This is a genomic window from Ruegeria sp. CDSC081 (assembly GCF_059610485.1).
Genome location: NZ_JBXWNS010000008.1, coordinates 57,353 through 73,633, shown reverse-complemented (window position 1 = coordinate 73,633; position 16,281 = coordinate 57,353). Strand labels below are relative to the sequence as shown.

Genomic DNA, 16,281 nt, shown 5'->3' with positions numbered 1-16,281 from the left:
TGTTACCCTGCGGGGCATGGACCGTGCACTGACCCCGTCGAATTGGTCACTTCCGCAAGAGGCTGACACCGCAACCGATCCCCAGCGCACACCTCTGCGCGCGCCGGTTTTCATCCATGATGCGGTCACGCCATGGGGGCCGGAAACCTTGCTGCTAAAGCTGCTACGGGAACAGGCCGCGGATCAGGAAGAATAAGTCGGGTGGTACTTACCGCCTGGCGACAGGGTAAAGATCTCGACCCCATCTGCCGTTACACCGACCGAGTGTTCAAACTGTGCCGACAGTGATTTGTCGCGCGTCACGGCGGTCCAGTCATCGGCCAGCGTCTTGGTCTCGGGGCGGCCCAGATTGACCATCGGTTCGATGGTAAAGAACATGCCCTCTTCCAGAACCGCACCAGTGCCCGGACGGCCATAGTGCAGAACGTTTGGCGGTGCATGGAAGACCCGGCCCAGCCCGTGGCCGCAAAAATCGCGGACTACGCTCATCCGGTGTGCCTCGACAAATGATTGAATCGCGTGGCCGATATCGCCGAACGTGTTGCCGGGTTTGACCATCTCGATGCCCTTGAACAGAGCATCATGAGTGATCTGGATCAACCGTTCGGCTTTGCGCGGCAGCTTTCCCGCTACATACATGCGCGAGGTATCCCCGAACCAGCCGTCGACAATAACGGTCACGTCGATATTCAGGATATCGCCATCCTTCAGCTTTTTGTCGCCGGGAATGCCGTGGCAGACCACGTGATTGACGCTGATACAGCTGGCATGCTGATAGCCCTTATAGCCAATCGTGGCCGATGTTGCGCCCGCATCCTCGACCATCTGCGTGATGAGCCCGTCAATCGCGCCAGTGGTCTGGCCGACAAACACATGATCGGCAATATCATCCAATATCCGCGCAGCCAAAGCCCCTGCCGCCTGCATGCCGGCAAAGTCACCCTGTTCATAGATACGGATACCGTCCTTGGTCAGACGGCCACGATGTTCTTTCATCGATGCGAGGCTCCAAATATTTCGCGCAGCACCCTTTTTACGCTGCTTGTGCAGAAAGTACCAGAGGGCGCACGGTCGCGGGTTAAGATGGGGATCAATGCCGTGGCTTCAAGGATTGGTCGGATCGCCTTTGTTGGGCGCGTGCTTTTTCTGAGCACATTGCCCAGTCAGAGGGGGTGCTAATGTCGGCTTGGCGGGACATAGCACCATTTCGCTGCATGCGCCCCAATGGCCGCTTATCTCGGACTAGCTCGAAATAACACATCGAGTTGGCCCAGATGCAGTGAAGTGATCGCGGCAGGCTTGCGCGAATTCTTTAACGATCCGCCTTGGGCGCGCGCGGTCGTAACCGAGGGCCAGCGTCAATGGTGGCAAGGTATCTGAAATCGGACGGGCGACGACGGGCGAGCCTCCGTAGGTTTCGGATGTCAGCGGCAGCATGTTCAGGATGGCGCACCCCCTGCCTGCGGCGACAAGGCAGCGTACCATTTCGGTCGAGTTCGCATAGGCCGAGACGGGCGCTTGCCGTGTTCCAGATTGAAACAGACCTTCGTAATAGGAGGCGGCCACGGGACGGTTCAGCACGATCAAGGGTTCCTTTGCAATCTGAGCCATCGTGACTGCATCCTGGCCTGCCAATGGATGGGACTCTGGCAGCAAGCAATACGGGGGTGCCGCAATCAAAGTGTCAAATTCGATGGAAGGCCGAACACCTTCAGCCACAAACAAAATGGCATCATATCTCCCCTTGAGCAGCCCATCCTGTGCCTCATCATTGTTACATTCTTCCAGCTCAAGGGTGATATCAGCTCGGTTTGGCAAGAGCGCATCAAAAACTTGCGGGAGGAACGCGGGCGCGATGGGAGCATAGTAACCAATCTTCAACGTTCCGCTTTGCGACTGTTTCAGCTCCGTTCCTTCAATCAGAAGAGACCGATAGTCCTCCAATAGGTGTTCGCATTTTCGCGCCACATCTCGCCCAGCCGCATTCGCCTGGATTCCTCGCGCGCGCTGGCGGATCACAAGGGTCAGATCGAATTCCGCTTCGACCTGATCAATCGCGCTGGAAACTGCGGAGGCCGCGATGTTCAGCTCCGCCGCCGCTTTTACGATGCTCCCATGACGCAGGGCAGTCGTGAAATACTCCATTGCTTTAAGGGTCAGTGGCATTTCTATCTCTGAATTTGTGATAATGATGATCTTTTAATACTATTTTTCCGTCGAAACAAATCGTGCAAAAATATACGTGCTGTTAATATCGGAGGCGACTGATGTCTGACGCACCACTCAAAGGCTGGAACCACACGCCAAACGTGCCGCTTCAAGTGTCACCCTTTTTCAGTTGGCCGCAGCGCCCAATGGCGATGGTGAAGTGGTTCTGGAACTCTTGGTTCTTCATCACCGAACGATTGATCGTGGTCGCGATCGCCTTCATATCGTTCTATTGGTTTCAGCCACCGTTAGAAGAAACGCAAACGCTTGCCTTCGGGTGGGTTGCACAGATGTTCATCCGCAATGTTGCGTTGATGACTCTCGTGGCCGGAGGATTGCATCTTTATTTCTACACCTTCACCAAACAGGGGCAGAAGCTGAAGTACGACCCGCGCCCCCTGATGAAAAATGGGCGGCAGTTCACGCTAGGCGGGCAAATCCGCGACAACATGTTCTGGACCATCGCCAGTGGCGTGACAATTTGGACATTCTATGAGGTGCTGATGTTTTGGGCGATGGCCAATGGCTATGCCCCTATGCTGACATGGGCCGCGCACCCGATCTGGTTCATTGCCCTGTTCCTGCTGATACCGGTCTGGGAAAGCTTTTATTTCTACTGGATTCACCGGTTTCTGCACATCCCGTTCTTGTACAAGCACGTGCACGCGTTGCACCACCGTAACATCAACGTCGGCCCATGGTCAGGCATGGCGATGCATCCCGTCGAACACCTGATTTTCCTTGGGTCAGTGTTGATCCATTTTGTGGTTGCCGCACACCCGCTCCACATCCTGTTTCACCTGCAATACTACGCGCTGACGGCTGCGACAACACATACGGGCTTTGAAGGCATGCTGGTAAAGGACAAGAACCGCCTGAAGTTGGGGACGTTCCATCACCAGATGCACCACCGTTATTTTGAATGTAACTACGGATCGCTCGAACTGCCGTGGGACAAGTGGTTTGGCTCGTTCCATGATGGCACTGTCGAATCTGACGCGAAAATCCGCGAACGCCGCAAGAAATTTACAAACGGGGCCAAATGATACGGGTGGCATGACGGTTAAGGACCTACTGGACGCTAAAGGCAAACGCACAATTGCATATGTGCAAGTTGCCCGTGAGGAAGAAGCGATTGCGGCGGCGCAGGCAAGCATGGACATGATTGGCACAGCCTTTGTGTCAGAGCGGTCCCAATTCGCCAAAGCTGTGCCTGAAACGCATTTCCAATTTGGCCTGCCATGGGGCAAACATGCAGATGCGACAGAGGCTTTGCGCGATGCTATGGACGCAATGATGGCAGGTGCGCAGTCGGTCTATTGCGGCTACAGCCCGCGGATAGTCGAGGCACTTGTTCGCGAAGGTATTCCCGTCATTTGCCACGTCGGACTTGTGCCACCCAAAGCCACATGGACAGGCGGCTTAAAAGCTGTCGGCAAGACACTGGAACAAGCCAAGATGATCTGGACGCAAGTTCAGGAGTTCGAGAACGCCGGTGCGTTCGCCGTAGAAATGGAGATCGTGGCCGCAGGTCTTGCAACCGAGATCACCAAACGCACATCAATGCTCACGATGTCGCTGGGTTCGGGCGGTGGATGTGATGTGCAATATCTGTTCTCGGCTGATCTGTTGGGCGAAAACCGTGGCCATATCCCGCGCCATGCCAAAACCTACCGTAACTTCGCCGCGGAGAGGGACAGGCTGCAAGATGAACGTGTCGCCGCCTACCGTGAATATATCGCAGACGTCACGAACGGAGGGTTTCCTAACGCCAACCAAATCGTGAACATTGACGATGAGACACTCGCGAAAGTCTTGGAGACGTAAACTCGAATGCTTCAAAGCGGCCATTCATTTGCCGCGCATCATTTTGAAGTTTGGGCTCAAACTACCCCTTCAACGCTTCTGCATGAACGATAGTTTTTCGGCTAAGTTCACCCAGACCCCCTCAGCCGAAACCCGCGTGCCGTAGACCAGTTTCTCGACACCCCTAGCTGCGCCGCCTCGAACGCCGTTGCATAGGTCGGGTCGATATCTGCGGCCATGGCAATTCGTCCACAATCGCCGTTTTGCCATTCCACAACCTGAGCGATGATCCAGAACAGTTTTTTCAGTGATGGTATTACAGAAGACATCATCACAGGATTGTCGCGCTTTTGCACGCTTCAGTTGGTCTCAAGGAACGCCTCTTTTCGCTTCAGAGGCAAGGAAGCCGATCCAGCTGAAATTGCGGCGACCTTGGGCGCGGACTATCTTGTCGAAGGTAGTGTACGAAAAGCAGGGAGCCGGGTCAGAGTTTCGGTGCAGCTCTCCGACTCAATTTCGGGATTGCAGTTGTGGTCGGATCGAAATGATCGTGAATTAGAGGATATTTTGGAGGTTCAAGACGATGTGACACGAAGCATCGTGGCGGTCCTCCCCGGGCGGGATCAGCACGATGTTGACCATCGTTCGACCCGAAAGCCAGAAAATGAAATGAAGGCTTACGAGCTAATGCTAAAGGGCAAAGCCCTTCGCGAGGGCCTGAATGCCCGAGATACGGCAAAGGCACGGGCCCTGCTAGAACGGGCAGTAGCCCTCGACCCAAGAATCGCGCGATCGTTCATGTACCTTTCAGATACCTATGTCATTGATATTTGGCTAGAGTTAGCGGTTACCGAAGCGACCAACCATCTATTGCACATTGCAAAAAAGAGGGCGGCACTGGACAACCGGGATGTCTACATCCAGGACCAACTCGGTTTCGCCTATTTGTGCGCAGGCCTTTGGCAAGAGGCTGAGACCCAGTTTGAAAAAACGCTGTCTTTGATCGAAAACGAGGCAGAGTCCATGGCTTGGTGCGGATACGCCTTTCTTTTGCTCGGGAGGCATGAGAAGGCGCGTGACGTCGTATCTGAGGCAATGCAGTTGGATCCTTTGCACCCCCCCCGGCCATCGATTGGATTATGGGAGAGGCTTGGCTCAATTCCTTGTGACAGCATTCGTGGCGGCCTTCTACGCAAAGCTTGATCGTCAGGCAGAGGCCGAAGCAGCCCTCGTTGAATTTTACAGCCGAGCGTCGCGACGAACTCATGAGCCGAGGTATCCGAGTGAATGAAGAAACCGTTTCCACTCTCGCTCATGGGTTTCAGACGATGTAGCGGCAACCAGATGATTTCGAACACCTTGCTGCTGGCCTACGCGCAGCCGGTTTGCCCAGTTGAACTTAAGTATAGAAATTGCTTTCGACTTTGTAGGGCTGGACCAGACCTCGGAGGCAGAAGGAAATTCGGGGTTCAGTCACATTTACTTGGATGAGGACGGCCTAGAGCAGCCACTCGATCCGGCCCTGTCATGCTGCGGTGCAGCCCGCCATTGCCGCCGTTGATACATGGCGCAGCATTCACAAAGGATCAGTTTTGTTGTTGGGGCAAATCAATCCCTGATGAGTTTCTACTTAAGGGTACGATCGGATTGATTTGATTCCAGTTGCCTAACATCATGTCCAAGCCTGAACTCGGTGGTATCAATCCGGTCGCAAACCTAATATGCCTGCCTGCAACCAAGAGAGGACACCCAATGCCTAAATCCAAAAAGCCCAAGGCGAGGCGCCCGGGTGCGAACCCTGTCAAGAAGCCTGCTTGGCATCAAGCGCTCAACGGTACTGCCGGACAACATGGGGAGCGGCCTACCAAGACAGGCAAAAAGGCACAGAACAAATCGGCCTAGGCAAATAGCCAATTTCGCCAGATCCATCCTTCGCAATGCTAGCGGCGTTAGCTTCTTTTTCTTACTATCAAATATGTAGTGGATTGCTTTCGACCGTGAAGTATCTCGCAGAGCGCGTGTTCCCTAGAAGTCGTCGTATCGAGCCGCACAGACAGCTCAACACACTTCTAAAGGAACAACACAATGACCACGCAACCCCAAGACAAGCCCGTTTCAAATGGCGTAAATACCGAGGCCCTGATCGGGGCACGGGGCGCATTTGCCGAGATGCCAAAAGCTGCGTCCTTCACATTCCGCAGCACTTGCGACTGGGTCGACGGCAGTGAAAGCCGCAACACCATCAATGGCTATTTTGGCCTGGGTGAAGAACACACACGCAAAGAAACTTTTTCAATTTGCTCGGACCATCCAGAAGTTTTCGCTGCTCGTGACAGCGCGCCGACCCCCCCGGAAATCGCATTGTCCGCATTGGCGAGCTGCCTGACCGGTGGCATCGCTGCAGTTGCGCAACATCGGGGCATCCAACTGCATGACGTACAATGCGTTGTCGAGGGTGATATGGATATGCGCGGGATATTGGGCATGGACCCCGACATTCGCAACGGCTTCAGTGCAGTCCGTGTGACCTTTGATATCGATGCTGACGCAAGCGACGATGACATTCGCGCTTTGGTCGCACAGTCACAAAAACGATCCACTGTTTTTGATCTTATGACCAATCCGACCAACGTACATGTGGTCGTCGCCTAGGCCGCGATTGCTACAGGAGCGAGCGTCATGCGACATATTTCGACTGTCATCATTGGCGCCGGGCAAGCCGGGCTTGCAATGAGCAAGTGTCTTTCGGACCGTTCCGTTGCGCATGTTGTGGTGGAGCGGGGCGAGGTGGCGCAGTCCTGGATGAAAGACAGGTGGGACAGCCTGCGGCTGCTTACTCCAAATTGGCAGTCAAGGTTGCCGGGGTATAGGTATAAAGGACCTGATCCGGACGGGTATATGAACATGCCCCAGATCACTGGTTATCTGCGTGACTATGCCCATGCGATCGATGCCCCGGTCGAAGAGCACACAGCTGTTCATTCTGTGACCTCTCACGGGAACAACTATCTGGTTCGCACCAACAAGGGCGATTGGATCTGCGACCATGTCGTTGTCGCCAGTGGGGCTTGCGCACGGCCTAAACTGCCTCAGTTGGCGGGCGCTGTTCCGGAAGGCGTCACGCAGCTGTCGCTCGGAACGTATAAATCGCCTGATCAAGTTGCAAAGGGCGGTGTGCTGGTGGTTGGAGGGTCAGCCAGCGGCGTGCAGATTGCCGCTGAACTCTGCAAAGCGGGGCATGCTGTGACCCTTGCCGTTGGGGAGCATATCCGTGCGCCGCGGCGTTATCGTGGGCGGGATATTCAATGGTGGATGGATCGTAGCGGCATTCTGGACGTCCGCGTCAAGGATGTGGACGATATCGAACGCGCCCGCCGCTTGCCCTCGTTCCAACTGATGGGTGATTCTGGAATAGGCTCCATTGACCTGAATACGCTTCAGGCGATGGGGGTTGCAGTAACGGGTCGACTGGTCGGCATTCAAAACGGTATGGCGCAGTTTTCCGGCTCAGTTGCCAATCACTGTGCCATGTCGGACTTGAAGATCGGCCGCCTTCTTAAGCATTTCGACGACTGGGCCGAACGCGTGAACATTACAGGCCTTCCCGAGGCGCAGCTGTTGCCCCCGACGTTATTGTCCAACCCGCCACACCTCATGTCCAATCTGAGAAACGGAGCGATCTGCACCATCATCTGGGCAACGGGTTATTCCCCCGAATTCAGTTGGCTGAAGCTTCCTGTGTTCGACCGGAAAAGCATTTTGGTCCACGATCAGGGCATCGTTGCACCCGGTCTATACGTCCTGGGATTGCCCTTCATGCGGCGTCGGAAGTCGGCGCTGATTGATGGCGTGGGCGGTGATGCGCAGGCCGTTTCCGATCACCTTATTGCCAATCGAAACCGCCACGCGGCTTGAAGGAGTTCAATCATGAGCAAGGCGATCAAAACCCGCGCAATTTCGACGGCGTTTACAGATCTGGTTGCGGTTGATCACCCTATCGCGCTGGCCCCCATGGCCGGCGCCGTGGAAAGCGACTTGGCTGCTGCTGTTGGCAATGCAGGCGGCTATCCGATCATGCCCTTCTCGTGGAGCAGCAGAGAGACTATTGAGGCTGAACTTACAAACCTGCGGGCAAAGACCGGTGCGCCATTTGCCGTAAACCTTTGCCTTGACATGCCGCAAGAAGCCCGATTAGAGCTTTGCCTATCGCATCGCCCTCATGCTGTGCATTTCTTCTGGGGGGATGCAGCGCCCTTCGTAAAACAAGTGCATGCCAGCGAGGCATTGGTAATCCAAACCGTCTCGTCTGCGAATGAGGCTAAATGCGCCGTTGATGCGGGCGTTGATGTATTGGTCGCACAGGGTTGGGAAGCAGGAGGGCATGTTCGTGGGACCGTTGCGACCCTGCCGCTGATCCCGGCCGTCGTGGATGTGGCAGGATCGGTGCCAGTTCTGGCGGCCGGAGGTATCTCGGACGGGCGCGGGTTGGCTGCGGTCCTCTGTTTGGGGGCCAGCGGCGTTGTCATGGGAACTCGTTTTCTGGCAACCGCAGAAAGTGCGGCGCATTCGGAATACATCGCGCAACTTATTGCAGCCCAGCATTCAGACACACTCTACGAGACCGATCTGTACAATGTTGGCTGGTCAAATGCCGCTCATCGTGTGCTGCGTAACGCGGTAGCGGATCGTTGGCTTGCAGAAGGTCGTCCCGGCAATAATACACGCCATCGGTCCGGTGAAACGGTTGCAATGCGTGGCATCGCCCCAATCAAGGCCTATCAATCCACGACACCCCATCATTCGATGACCGGTGAGATTGAGGCGTTATCGATGTGGGCAGGTCAAAGCGTTGGCCTGGTGAACAGCACTGAACCCGCTGGAACGATTATCGACAGTATTATGGCACAGGCCGGCGCTGCGCTAAGATTGTCCTAACGTGTTGCCAAAATCTCTTCGGCATTCGGCAAGCTTGCAAAAACGCAATCGGAAAGCCAGCTTGATATATTACGTGTCAGAGCCGCCGGTCCGATGATCTCCATCGCGCCAGAGGCTTTGGCAGCCTTATAGGTCGTGTGACCCAACCATGCATCCGCCATCGCGCGCACCTTGGTTGTGATGAATACGTCCACGTCCAGACCGGGGTCGGTTGTGCAGACATCAACATTGCCACCTTCAACTGTGATCCACCATTTCGGTTGCTCAGCGAAATCCGTAAACTGGAACAATACGACCGTTCTGCTGCCGGGCAGGTTCTCGGGAACAATACTTCGTTGAAGATAAAGCATCAAAAGCTCGACGTCGTAATCCGCGTCGCTCATAAACGCCTTTGACCATTCCATGCCCCAACTTCCAAGTGCCAGTAGGATTGGCTGCAGCTGCCGGCAGCTTGCGGTTGGTAGGTATTCGTGCCCTCGACCGCCTTGAATACGACGCTTATAGACAAGGTCATACTCCTCGAGCGTGACCAATCTGCGCGTCAAAAGCGTGGGAGAGATCGCGCCCAACCCACGCTGGAGCTCTGAAAAACGTGTGCTGCCCATCAACAGTTCGCGTACAATCAGCATGGTCCATTTTTCGCCCAAGATTTCAGTTGATTTGGCGATGGGGCACCATTGGCCATAGCTGTGCGACATCAAAGTTACTCCAGAAAGTGTAGTAAGGCACTCCAATCGGTATAGTGCTTTGCTCCAATCTGTAAAGCATCGCGTAGGGACGCCGTCAGATAGATCTCATGACATCAAGCAGCCCAACTGCGGATCTGCAAAACAGAGAGTGCTTATGACCCTATCCATACACACGCCCCAGACAGCTGCCCCACAATCACGTCCGATATTCAACGCGATCACGCAGGCACGTGGCTTTGTTCCTAACGTTTATGCCGTCTATGGCGGTCTTCCTGATGCGATGACCGGGTTTGCCGGGCTGACCGGCGCCTTTGGGAACAGCAGCCTGTCGCCCGCCGAACGCGAAGTGATCCAACTTGCGGTTAGCGTGGCCAACAAGTGCCGCTACTGCGTCGCAGGTCACACAGCTTTTGCTGCTGATGCCAAACTGAGTGACAGCCATGTTCAAGCGATGCGTGCGGGGCGCGACCCTGAAGACGATCGTCTTGGTGCTCTGGCACGGTTTGCCCGGAAACTCACAACAGACCGTGGTCGTGACTGCACCGAAGAATACGCGGGATTTTTAGCGGCAGGTTATCACCCAGAGCAGGCGCTGGAGGTAATCATAGGCGTTGCAAACAAGACGCTAAGCAACATGACAGCCAACTTACTGGACCTGCCGCTAGACGCGGAATTTGCGCCCTATGCATGGACTCCTAAGGCAGACGCAGCATGAGCCCCGAAAGCCGCGCAAAGGGATTAAAGATCGCCTTGGCCCTGTTTGGGACCATCTGTTTTCTGATCTATCCACTGGCCGTTATCTGGCCTTCGGGGTGGGTCTGGCATGGTGGCGGAGGTCAGCACTATTTCCAGATGATCTGCGGTATTTACGCGGTTCTGGGATGGTTCCTGATCGGGGCATCCTCAGCCCCGCAGAACCACAAGAGCCTGATCAGTTTTACCATTTGGTCCAGTATCGTCCACGCAGCGATTATGGCCGCTCAAGTCAGCCGGGACCATATGGAGATCGGTCATTTGGTGGGCGATATCCCAGCCCTGATCATTATGGCTGCGGTGCTTTGGTATCTGTCGCCACGCCGATCAGAGACACCCAGAACCAGCGAAGGAACACCCAATGAAAACCGCAGCTCTGCAGCGCGTGGTCGTCAAGACCGCCCAGACACCCGCTGAAATCGCCGCCATACAAAACATGATGCGCGCCTTGGTTGATTGGTTGTTCGTGCGCCATCACGCCTATCGCGATCTTGTCGCTCGCTATTTCGACCCGGTTGAATTTGAACGAGAGCTCTCAGACCTGCGTTGCATATATGGAGCGCCCACAGGAACGCTGTTAATCGCAACCATTGATAAGGAATTCGTTGGGTGTGTCGGACTGCGCGCACTCGATACAGAATATTGCGAAATGAAGCGCATGTTCGTCGTTCCGAAATTTCACGGGCAAGGCGTAGGTCAGGCTCTTGCAACGCATCTTACCCACCGTGCCCGCGAATTTGGGTGCTCGAGAATGTATCTTGATACCGGCCCAGAACAAATCGAGGCACGAGGATTGTATCAAAAGCTCGGTTTTAAGCCGATCAAACCCTATTATGATGTCAGCGAGGAAATGGCGGATTGGCTAACCTTCATGGTCCTGCAACTCGACCCACAATGACTGGATCAAGGTTGGGGACTGATTATAAAAGCACTGCGTGTAATGAAGCATTCCTCAGATACTCATGGAAGATATCTGCCTGGTCGTGACTGCTGACCCAATGATCGTACATTGTTGTCATTGCCGGATGTGCCAGCGGCAAACAGGCAGCGCATTCGCCGCAATCCCACTTCTTACGGCAGACAATGGGTGTTCAGATCAGGGAGGGCCAGCGCCCCGGTTTTCTTGCTCACGCAGAGAATCCCACGTTGCTAGAAGGTCGAATTCACAGGATGGGATCAAAGGGCCTTTTCAACGCTTCTGCATGAACGATTGGCTTTCGGTCACGTTTACCCAAACCCCTTCAGGCGATATCCGTGTGCCGTAGACCAGTTTCTCGACACCCCTAGCTTGGGCCGCCTCGAACGCCGCTGCATAGGTCGGGTCGATATCTGCGGCCAATGCAATTCGCTCACAATCGGTGCGCTGGACCAGATACAGCAGGATTGCGCGATGCCCCTCGTCCACCATAGCTGTCAGTTCCCCTAGATGTTTGGTTCCGCGCGCTGTGACGCTGTCGGGGAATTCGGCCAGACCAGGTTCGCGAGACAGGGTCACGCATTTGACCTCGACATAAACGTCCTGAAGGCCCGGCTGGGTCAGCAGGAAATCAACGCGGCTGTTCTCGCCGTATTTCACCTCGGGGCGTACAGTTTCATACATTGCCAGTTCGGGGATCTCCCGCGCGATCAATGCCGCGCGCAACGCCCGGTTCGGGACGGATGTATCCACGCCGGTGAAATGCCCGTTTTCGTGATCGACCAGCCGCCAGCCATATTTCAGCTTTTTCTTCGGGTCGTCATTGGGCTCCAACCATATTTTCTCGCCCGGTTCGGCCAGTCCCATCATCGAGCCGGGATTGGCGCAATGCGCTGTCACCTCGCGCCCGTCCTCAAGCCTGCAATCGGCTAGAAAGCGTTTATAGCGGCGGATCAGGTGGGCGGGGACAAGAGGGGTTTCAAATCGCATGCTTCAGGGCCTATACCTGCGGAAAGGGTCGATCAAGGGGGCGCAGGCCATGCAAAATCCAACCGCAGCCATGCTGGTGATCGGGGATGAAATCCTGTCGGGTCGCACCCGCGACGCAAACATGCATTATCTCGCGCAGGAGCTGACCAAGCAGGGGATCGACCTGAAAGAGGTCCGTGTGGTCAGCGATGACGCCGCTGCAATCGAAGCCGCCGTTCAGGCGTTGTCGGCAAATTTTGATCATGTCTTCACCAGCGGTGGGATTGGACCGACCCATGATGATATCACCGCCGATTGCATCGCCCGTGCCTTTGGCGCGCATATCGACATCCGCGACGATGCTCGCGCTTTGCTTGAAGCGCATTACGAGAAATCCGGGCTGGAACTGAACGCTGCCCGTTTGCGCATGGCGCGCATCCCCGATGGTGCCACGCTGATCGACAATCCGGTGTCGACTGCGCCAGGCTTTACCATCGGCAATGTTCATGTGATGGCTGGGGTGCCCTCGGTCTTTCAGGCGATGGTGGCGAGTGTATTGCCGGGTCTGACCGGCGGTGTTCCTCTGCTGTCCCAAACCTTGCGGGTGGATCGCGGCGAAGGCGATATCGCAGCCCCCCTTGCGGCACTCGCAGCGGATTTTCAGGATCTGTCCATCGGGTGTTATCCGTTTCAGATCAATGGTGTGTTTGGTGCCAATGTTGTCATCCGCGGAACCGAGGGCGCCCAGATTGATGCAGCCTCAACTCGGTTGGCGAAAGAGCTTGGTCTGTGAGCGTTGTCTGGCCTGATGTCGTCGATGGCACTTGGCCATCTGCGCATCGCGACAGGAAGGGGCCGTTTTGGGTGCGTCAGGGTCTGGGCGGCGGATCGCGGGTGAGTGCAGCCAATGCGCTGGGGCCGGTCTTGGATGACGATATCGCGGCGGCCGAGGTCGCGATGCAGGCACTGGGGCAAAAGCGCATCTTTTGCCTGTGGCCAGGGGACGAGGCGCTGGATGCGCAGCTTGAAGGCCGGGGCTATTCCGTGTTGGATCCGGTCAATATTTACACCTGCCCGGTTGAGCATCTGACTGATCTTCCGCTCCCCCGCGTAACGGTGTTCTCGATATGGGAGCCGCTGGCAATCATGCGTGAGATCTGGGCCGAGGGCGGGATTGGACCAGAGCGGCTGGCCGTGATGGAGCGAGCCCCGGGTCCAAAGACCGGCCTGCTGCTTCGCCATAATGACCAACCTGCTGGTACCGGGTTTGTTGCGATGCACGGGGACGTGGCCATGGTCCACGCACTTGAGATTTTGCCCGCTCATCGCCGTCAGGGCCTGGGCCAATGGGCGATGCGCGCGGCTGCGCTCTGGGCACAGGATCAGGGCGCCGGGACGCTCAGCGTGATTTGCACCAAGGCGAATGCGGGGGCCAATGGCCTTTATCGCGCGCTTGGGATGGAGCTTGCCGGAGAATACCATTACCGTCAGCTGGTTGAAGGAGAGAACCCAAAGTGACCGATCTTGCCCTGCCCACCGCGCTGAACCTTCCGATGGCTGATCCGCTGCCGCCCGAGACGCAGAAATACTTCGACATTTGCGTCGAAAAGCTGGGGTTTGTGCCCAATGTCCTGCGGGCCTATGCCTTTGATATCGACAAGCTGAACGCGTTCACCGCGATGTATAACGATCTGATGCTGGCCGATAGCGGGCTGTCCAAGCTCGAGCGTGAGATGATCGCGGTGGTCGTGTCGGCAATAAACAAGTGTTTCTATTGCCTTGTCGCACATGGTGCGGCTGTCAGGCAGTTGTCCGGTGATCCGCAGCTGGGTGAAATGTTGATCATGAACTACCGGGTTGCGCCTTTGGATCAGCGGCAGCGTGCCATGCTGGATTTCGCGGCTAAAATGACCACCGAAAGCACCAAGATCGAAGAGCCCGACCGACAGGCTTTGCGCGATGCCGGGTTTAGCGACCGCGATATCTGGGACATTGCCAATGTGACCGGCTTTTTCAACATGTCGAACCGTGTTGCAAGCGCGACCGCGATGGCCCCCAACCCCGAGTATCACGCCCAATCCCGATGATCCGCCGCCTCGCCATATTCCTGTTGCTCATTGCGTCGCCCGTTGTCGGCCAAGAGCTGACGCTGCCTTCGGGCGCGCGTCTGGTCAGCGACCGCACAAGCCCGCTCGACAGCTATGACCTGCCCACCGGCCCCTACGTCGACGGAGCAGTCCCAGCGCGCCGGGTCGAAGGGCGGGTCGAGCGCTATACCTGGCGGCTGCAGGCCGGGTCCAGCACCACTTTGCAGCTGCTCGCCCCGTTGCGGGAACAGATCAAAGCCCAGGGGTATGAGGTTCTCTTTGACTGCGACGCCCGCAGTTGCGGTGGCTTCGATTTTCGCTTTGGAACCGAGGTTGTCCCGACGCCTGACATGTATGTGGCCATCCAGGACTATCGCTTTTTGTCCGCTGCCAAGGGCGACGAAGTCCTGAGCCTTTTGGTCAGCCGAAACCCGCCCGATGGCTATGTGCAGATGATCCGCGTGTCACCTGAGGGGGCCGAGGCCGCGCCTCCGCTGGTGATCGAAGAAGAGGTCGATCAGGCGCAGGGGCTGTTGGCAGAGCTTGCGCAAGAGGGCCACGTGATTCTGGGCGATCTGCATTTCCGCACGGGCGAAATAACCCTGGGTGAGGGGCCTTTCGGCTCTCTGAACAAGGTTGCGCAGTATTTGTCGGACAATCCCGGAACGCGGCTGGCTCTGGTCGGGCACACGGATGATACCGGCGCACTCGAGGCCAATATTTCGGTCAGCACGGGCCGGGCGCAAACCGTGCGCGCCCGGCTGATCGAGAAATACGGCGTGGCCGCCGATCGGGTCGAGGCGCGGGGGATCGGCTATCTGGCCCCGATCACCTCGAATGCAACGCCCGAAGGTCGCGAACTGAACCGCCGGGTCGAGGCGGTTCTGCTGATCAACTGATCCCTACATCACCCACCACAGGTACAGCGGCAGCCCGATCGTGATGTTGAACGGGAAGGACACGCCCAGCGACAGGGTCAGATAGATCCCGGCCTCGGCCTTTGGCAGCGCGATCTTCATCGCCGCGGGCACAGCGATATACGAGGCCGATGCGGACAGGACCATGAACAGGAACAGGCTGCCGTCAGGTAGGCCGATCACCGCCCCGACCGCCCAAGCCATCGCAGCGCCGATCAGGGGCATCAGCATACCAAAGGCAAACAGACCCAGCGAGAGTTTATCGCGATTATTGATCAGGCTGCGCCCTGCGGAAATGCCCATATCCAGCAGGAAAAGGCACAGGATGCCGGTGAAGGGTGTGACGATGAACGGCGCAATCATCTGCATCCCTTCGCCACCCGTAACAGCGCCAATTAGAAAGGCCCCGGTCAACAGGACAATCGACCCGTTTGCCAACAGATCGCGCCACAGCCCCTTGTCCTTGACGCCATTGCTGCTGGTTTTATGCGCCAGCCACAGGGCCGACAGGATGGCTGGAACCTCCATCGCGGCGGCGACAGCAACCATGAAGCCGTCATGATCAAGACCCACCAGATCCAGCAGGCTGGTTGCGGTGACGAAGGTCACGATTGAGATTGATCCATAATGCCCGGCAACAGCCGCCGCATTCAACGCGTCCAGCCGCGTCATGACCCGGAGCAGGCCGAATGCCACTAAGGGGATGACAAAAGATAACGCCACACCGCCTAGCAAAGTCAGGAACAGATCCATGTGGATGCCATGCTCGGCCAGGCTGCTGCCGCCTTTGAAGCCGATGGCCAGCAGCAGATACAGCGACATGAACTTGGCTGCCCCACCGGGGATCGACAGATCGCTGCGGGCAAAAGCCGCGAGCAGCCCGAGGACGAAGAATAGGATGGTCGGCACCAGCAGGTTGCTGGAAAGGGTTTCGATCACGCTGGGCATTTTTGGCTCCTGTCCCGGTAGTGCGGGCTAAGTGCCTTGCCTATTTTTGTTAT

General features: G+C 56.5%; 20 protein-coding genes. 15 read left to right on the top strand and 5 right to left on the bottom strand.

Features of this window, described 5'->3' with window-relative positions; genetic code table 11:
- Window positions 1–16: 16 nt before the first annotated feature.
- Window positions 17–196 carry a hypothetical protein gene (locus AC2FH9_RS15330; RefSeq protein ID WP_496697820.1) on the top strand — a complete coding sequence of 60 codons (180 nt, stop codon included), beginning with the start codon at window positions 17–19 and terminating at the stop codon, window positions 194–196.
- Here the strand turns inward: AC2FH9_RS15330 and map are convergent.
- Window positions 184–996, bottom strand: coding sequence for a type I methionyl aminopeptidase (map, locus tag AC2FH9_RS15325; protein WP_271952408.1), 813 nt, complete (start codon window positions 994–996; stop codon window positions 184–186). The two genes, AC2FH9_RS15330 and map, sit on opposite strands and share 13 nt — an antisense overlap.
- A gap of 246 nt (window positions 997–1,242) precedes the next feature.
- Complete coding sequence (locus AC2FH9_RS15320; RefSeq protein WP_496698153.1) at window positions 1,243–2,166, bottom strand: LysR family transcriptional regulator; 924 nt, start codon at window positions 2,164–2,166, stop codon at window positions 1,243–1,245.
- A 101-nt stretch (window positions 2,167–2,267) separates the two neighbouring features.
- On the opposite strand from AC2FH9_RS15320, the gene AC2FH9_RS15315 reads away from it, so the two are divergent.
- The 6 genes from AC2FH9_RS15315 (at window position 2,268) to AC2FH9_RS15290 (ending at window position 8,949) form a co-directional block, all read left to right on the top strand.
- The gene (locus tag AC2FH9_RS15315) at window positions 2,268–3,254 is read left to right on the top strand and encodes a sterol desaturase family protein (protein ID WP_496872102.1); all 987 of its coding nucleotides are present in this window, start codon (window positions 2,268–2,270) and stop codon (window positions 3,252–3,254) included.
- 10 nt (window positions 3,255–3,264) lie between these two features.
- Window positions 3,265–4,035, top strand: coding sequence for a 3-methyl-2-oxobutanoate hydroxymethyltransferase (locus AC2FH9_RS15310; RefSeq protein WP_496750457.1), 771 nt, complete (start codon window positions 3,265–3,267; stop codon window positions 4,033–4,035).
- Between the two features lie 264 nt (window positions 4,036–4,299).
- Window positions 4,300–5,217 carry a tetratricopeptide repeat protein gene (locus AC2FH9_RS15305; RefSeq protein ID WP_496872101.1) on the top strand — a complete coding sequence of 306 codons (918 nt, stop codon included), beginning with the start codon at window positions 4,300–4,302 and terminating at the stop codon, window positions 5,215–5,217.
- An 882-nt stretch (window positions 5,218–6,099) separates the two neighbouring features.
- Complete coding sequence (locus AC2FH9_RS15300) at window positions 6,100–6,666, top strand: OsmC family protein (protein ID WP_496692757.1); 567 nt, start codon at window positions 6,100–6,102, stop codon at window positions 6,664–6,666.
- 27 nt (window positions 6,667–6,693) lie between these two features.
- Window positions 6,694–7,929: an NAD(P)-binding domain-containing protein gene (locus AC2FH9_RS15295; RefSeq protein WP_496872099.1), complete on the top strand. Its 1,236-nt coding sequence runs from the start codon at window positions 6,694–6,696 to the stop codon at window positions 7,927–7,929.
- A 12-nt stretch (window positions 7,930–7,941) separates the two neighbouring features.
- Complete coding sequence (locus tag AC2FH9_RS15290; RefSeq protein ID WP_496872098.1) at window positions 7,942–8,949, top strand: NAD(P)H-dependent flavin oxidoreductase; 1,008 nt, start codon at window positions 7,942–7,944, stop codon at window positions 8,947–8,949.
- On the opposite strand, the gene AC2FH9_RS15285 is transcribed toward AC2FH9_RS15290, so the two are convergent.
- The gene (locus AC2FH9_RS15285; RefSeq protein WP_496872097.1) at window positions 8,946–9,647 is read right to left on the bottom strand and encodes a winged helix-turn-helix transcriptional regulator; all 702 of its coding nucleotides are present in this window, start codon (window positions 9,645–9,647) and stop codon (window positions 8,946–8,948) included. The two genes, AC2FH9_RS15290 and AC2FH9_RS15285, sit on opposite strands and share 4 nt — an antisense overlap.
- Window positions 9,648–9,792: 145 nt before the next feature.
- Between AC2FH9_RS15285 and AC2FH9_RS15280 the strand changes: the two genes are divergently transcribed.
- From AC2FH9_RS15280 to AC2FH9_RS15265, 4 genes are all read left to right on the top strand, one after another.
- The gene (locus AC2FH9_RS15280) at window positions 9,793–10,353 is read left to right on the top strand and encodes a carboxymuconolactone decarboxylase family protein (RefSeq protein WP_496702550.1); all 561 of its coding nucleotides are present in this window, start codon (window positions 9,793–9,795) and stop codon (window positions 10,351–10,353) included.
- The gene (locus AC2FH9_RS15275; RefSeq protein WP_496872095.1) at window positions 10,350–10,808 is read left to right on the top strand and encodes a DUF6632 domain-containing protein; all 459 of its coding nucleotides are present in this window, start codon (window positions 10,350–10,352) and stop codon (window positions 10,806–10,808) included. The genes AC2FH9_RS15280 and AC2FH9_RS15275 overlap by 4 nt, the downstream gene beginning before the upstream one ends.
- A complete protein-coding gene (locus AC2FH9_RS15270; RefSeq protein ID WP_496872093.1) occupies window positions 10,753–11,289 on the top strand; it encodes a GNAT family N-acetyltransferase in 537 nt (178 codons plus the stop codon). The genes AC2FH9_RS15275 and AC2FH9_RS15270 overlap by 56 nt, the downstream gene beginning before the upstream one ends.
- A 64-nt stretch (window positions 11,290–11,353) precedes the next feature.
- A complete protein-coding gene (locus AC2FH9_RS15265) occupies window positions 11,354–11,656 on the top strand; it encodes a GFA family protein (protein ID WP_496697802.1) in 303 nt (100 codons plus the stop codon).
- Here the strand turns inward: AC2FH9_RS15265 and sfsA are convergent.
- Window positions 11,581–12,297: a DNA/RNA nuclease SfsA gene (gene sfsA, locus AC2FH9_RS15260; RefSeq protein ID WP_496872092.1), complete on the bottom strand. Its 717-nt coding sequence runs from the start codon at window positions 12,295–12,297 to the stop codon at window positions 11,581–11,583. The genes AC2FH9_RS15265 and sfsA overlap by 76 nt on opposite strands.
- A 49-nt stretch (window positions 12,298–12,346) precedes the next feature.
- Here sfsA and AC2FH9_RS15255 point away from each other — a divergent pair, with 49 nt between their 5' ends.
- Genes AC2FH9_RS15255 through AC2FH9_RS15240 form a run of 4 tightly spaced genes read left to right on the top strand, consistent with a single transcriptional unit; the run spans window position 12,347 to window position 15,262 of the window.
- Window positions 12,347–13,069, top strand: coding sequence for a competence/damage-inducible protein A (locus AC2FH9_RS15255; RefSeq protein WP_496709460.1), 723 nt, complete (start codon window positions 12,347–12,349; stop codon window positions 13,067–13,069).
- Entirely contained in the window at window positions 13,066–13,794 is a 729-nt protein-coding gene (locus AC2FH9_RS15250) for a GNAT family N-acetyltransferase (protein WP_496872091.1), read from the top strand. Before AC2FH9_RS15255 ends, AC2FH9_RS15250 begins: the two co-directional genes overlap by 4 nt.
- Window positions 13,791–14,363 (top strand): peroxidase-related enzyme, encoded by a 573-nt coding sequence (locus AC2FH9_RS15245; RefSeq protein ID WP_496694607.1) that lies wholly within the window; start codon window positions 13,791–13,793, stop codon window positions 14,361–14,363. Before AC2FH9_RS15250 ends, AC2FH9_RS15245 begins: the two co-directional genes overlap by 4 nt.
- Complete coding sequence (locus tag AC2FH9_RS15240; RefSeq protein WP_496872090.1) at window positions 14,360–15,262, top strand: OmpA family protein; 903 nt, start codon at window positions 14,360–14,362, stop codon at window positions 15,260–15,262. Before AC2FH9_RS15245 ends, AC2FH9_RS15240 begins: the two co-directional genes overlap by 4 nt.
- A 3-nt stretch (window positions 15,263–15,265) precedes the next feature.
- Here AC2FH9_RS15240 and AC2FH9_RS15235 read toward each other — a convergent pair whose 3' ends face one another.
- A complete protein-coding gene (locus tag AC2FH9_RS15235) occupies window positions 15,266–16,228 on the bottom strand; it encodes a sodium-dependent bicarbonate transport family permease (RefSeq protein WP_496872089.1) in 963 nt (320 codons plus the stop codon).
- Between the last annotated feature and the right edge of the window lie 53 nt (window positions 16,229–16,281).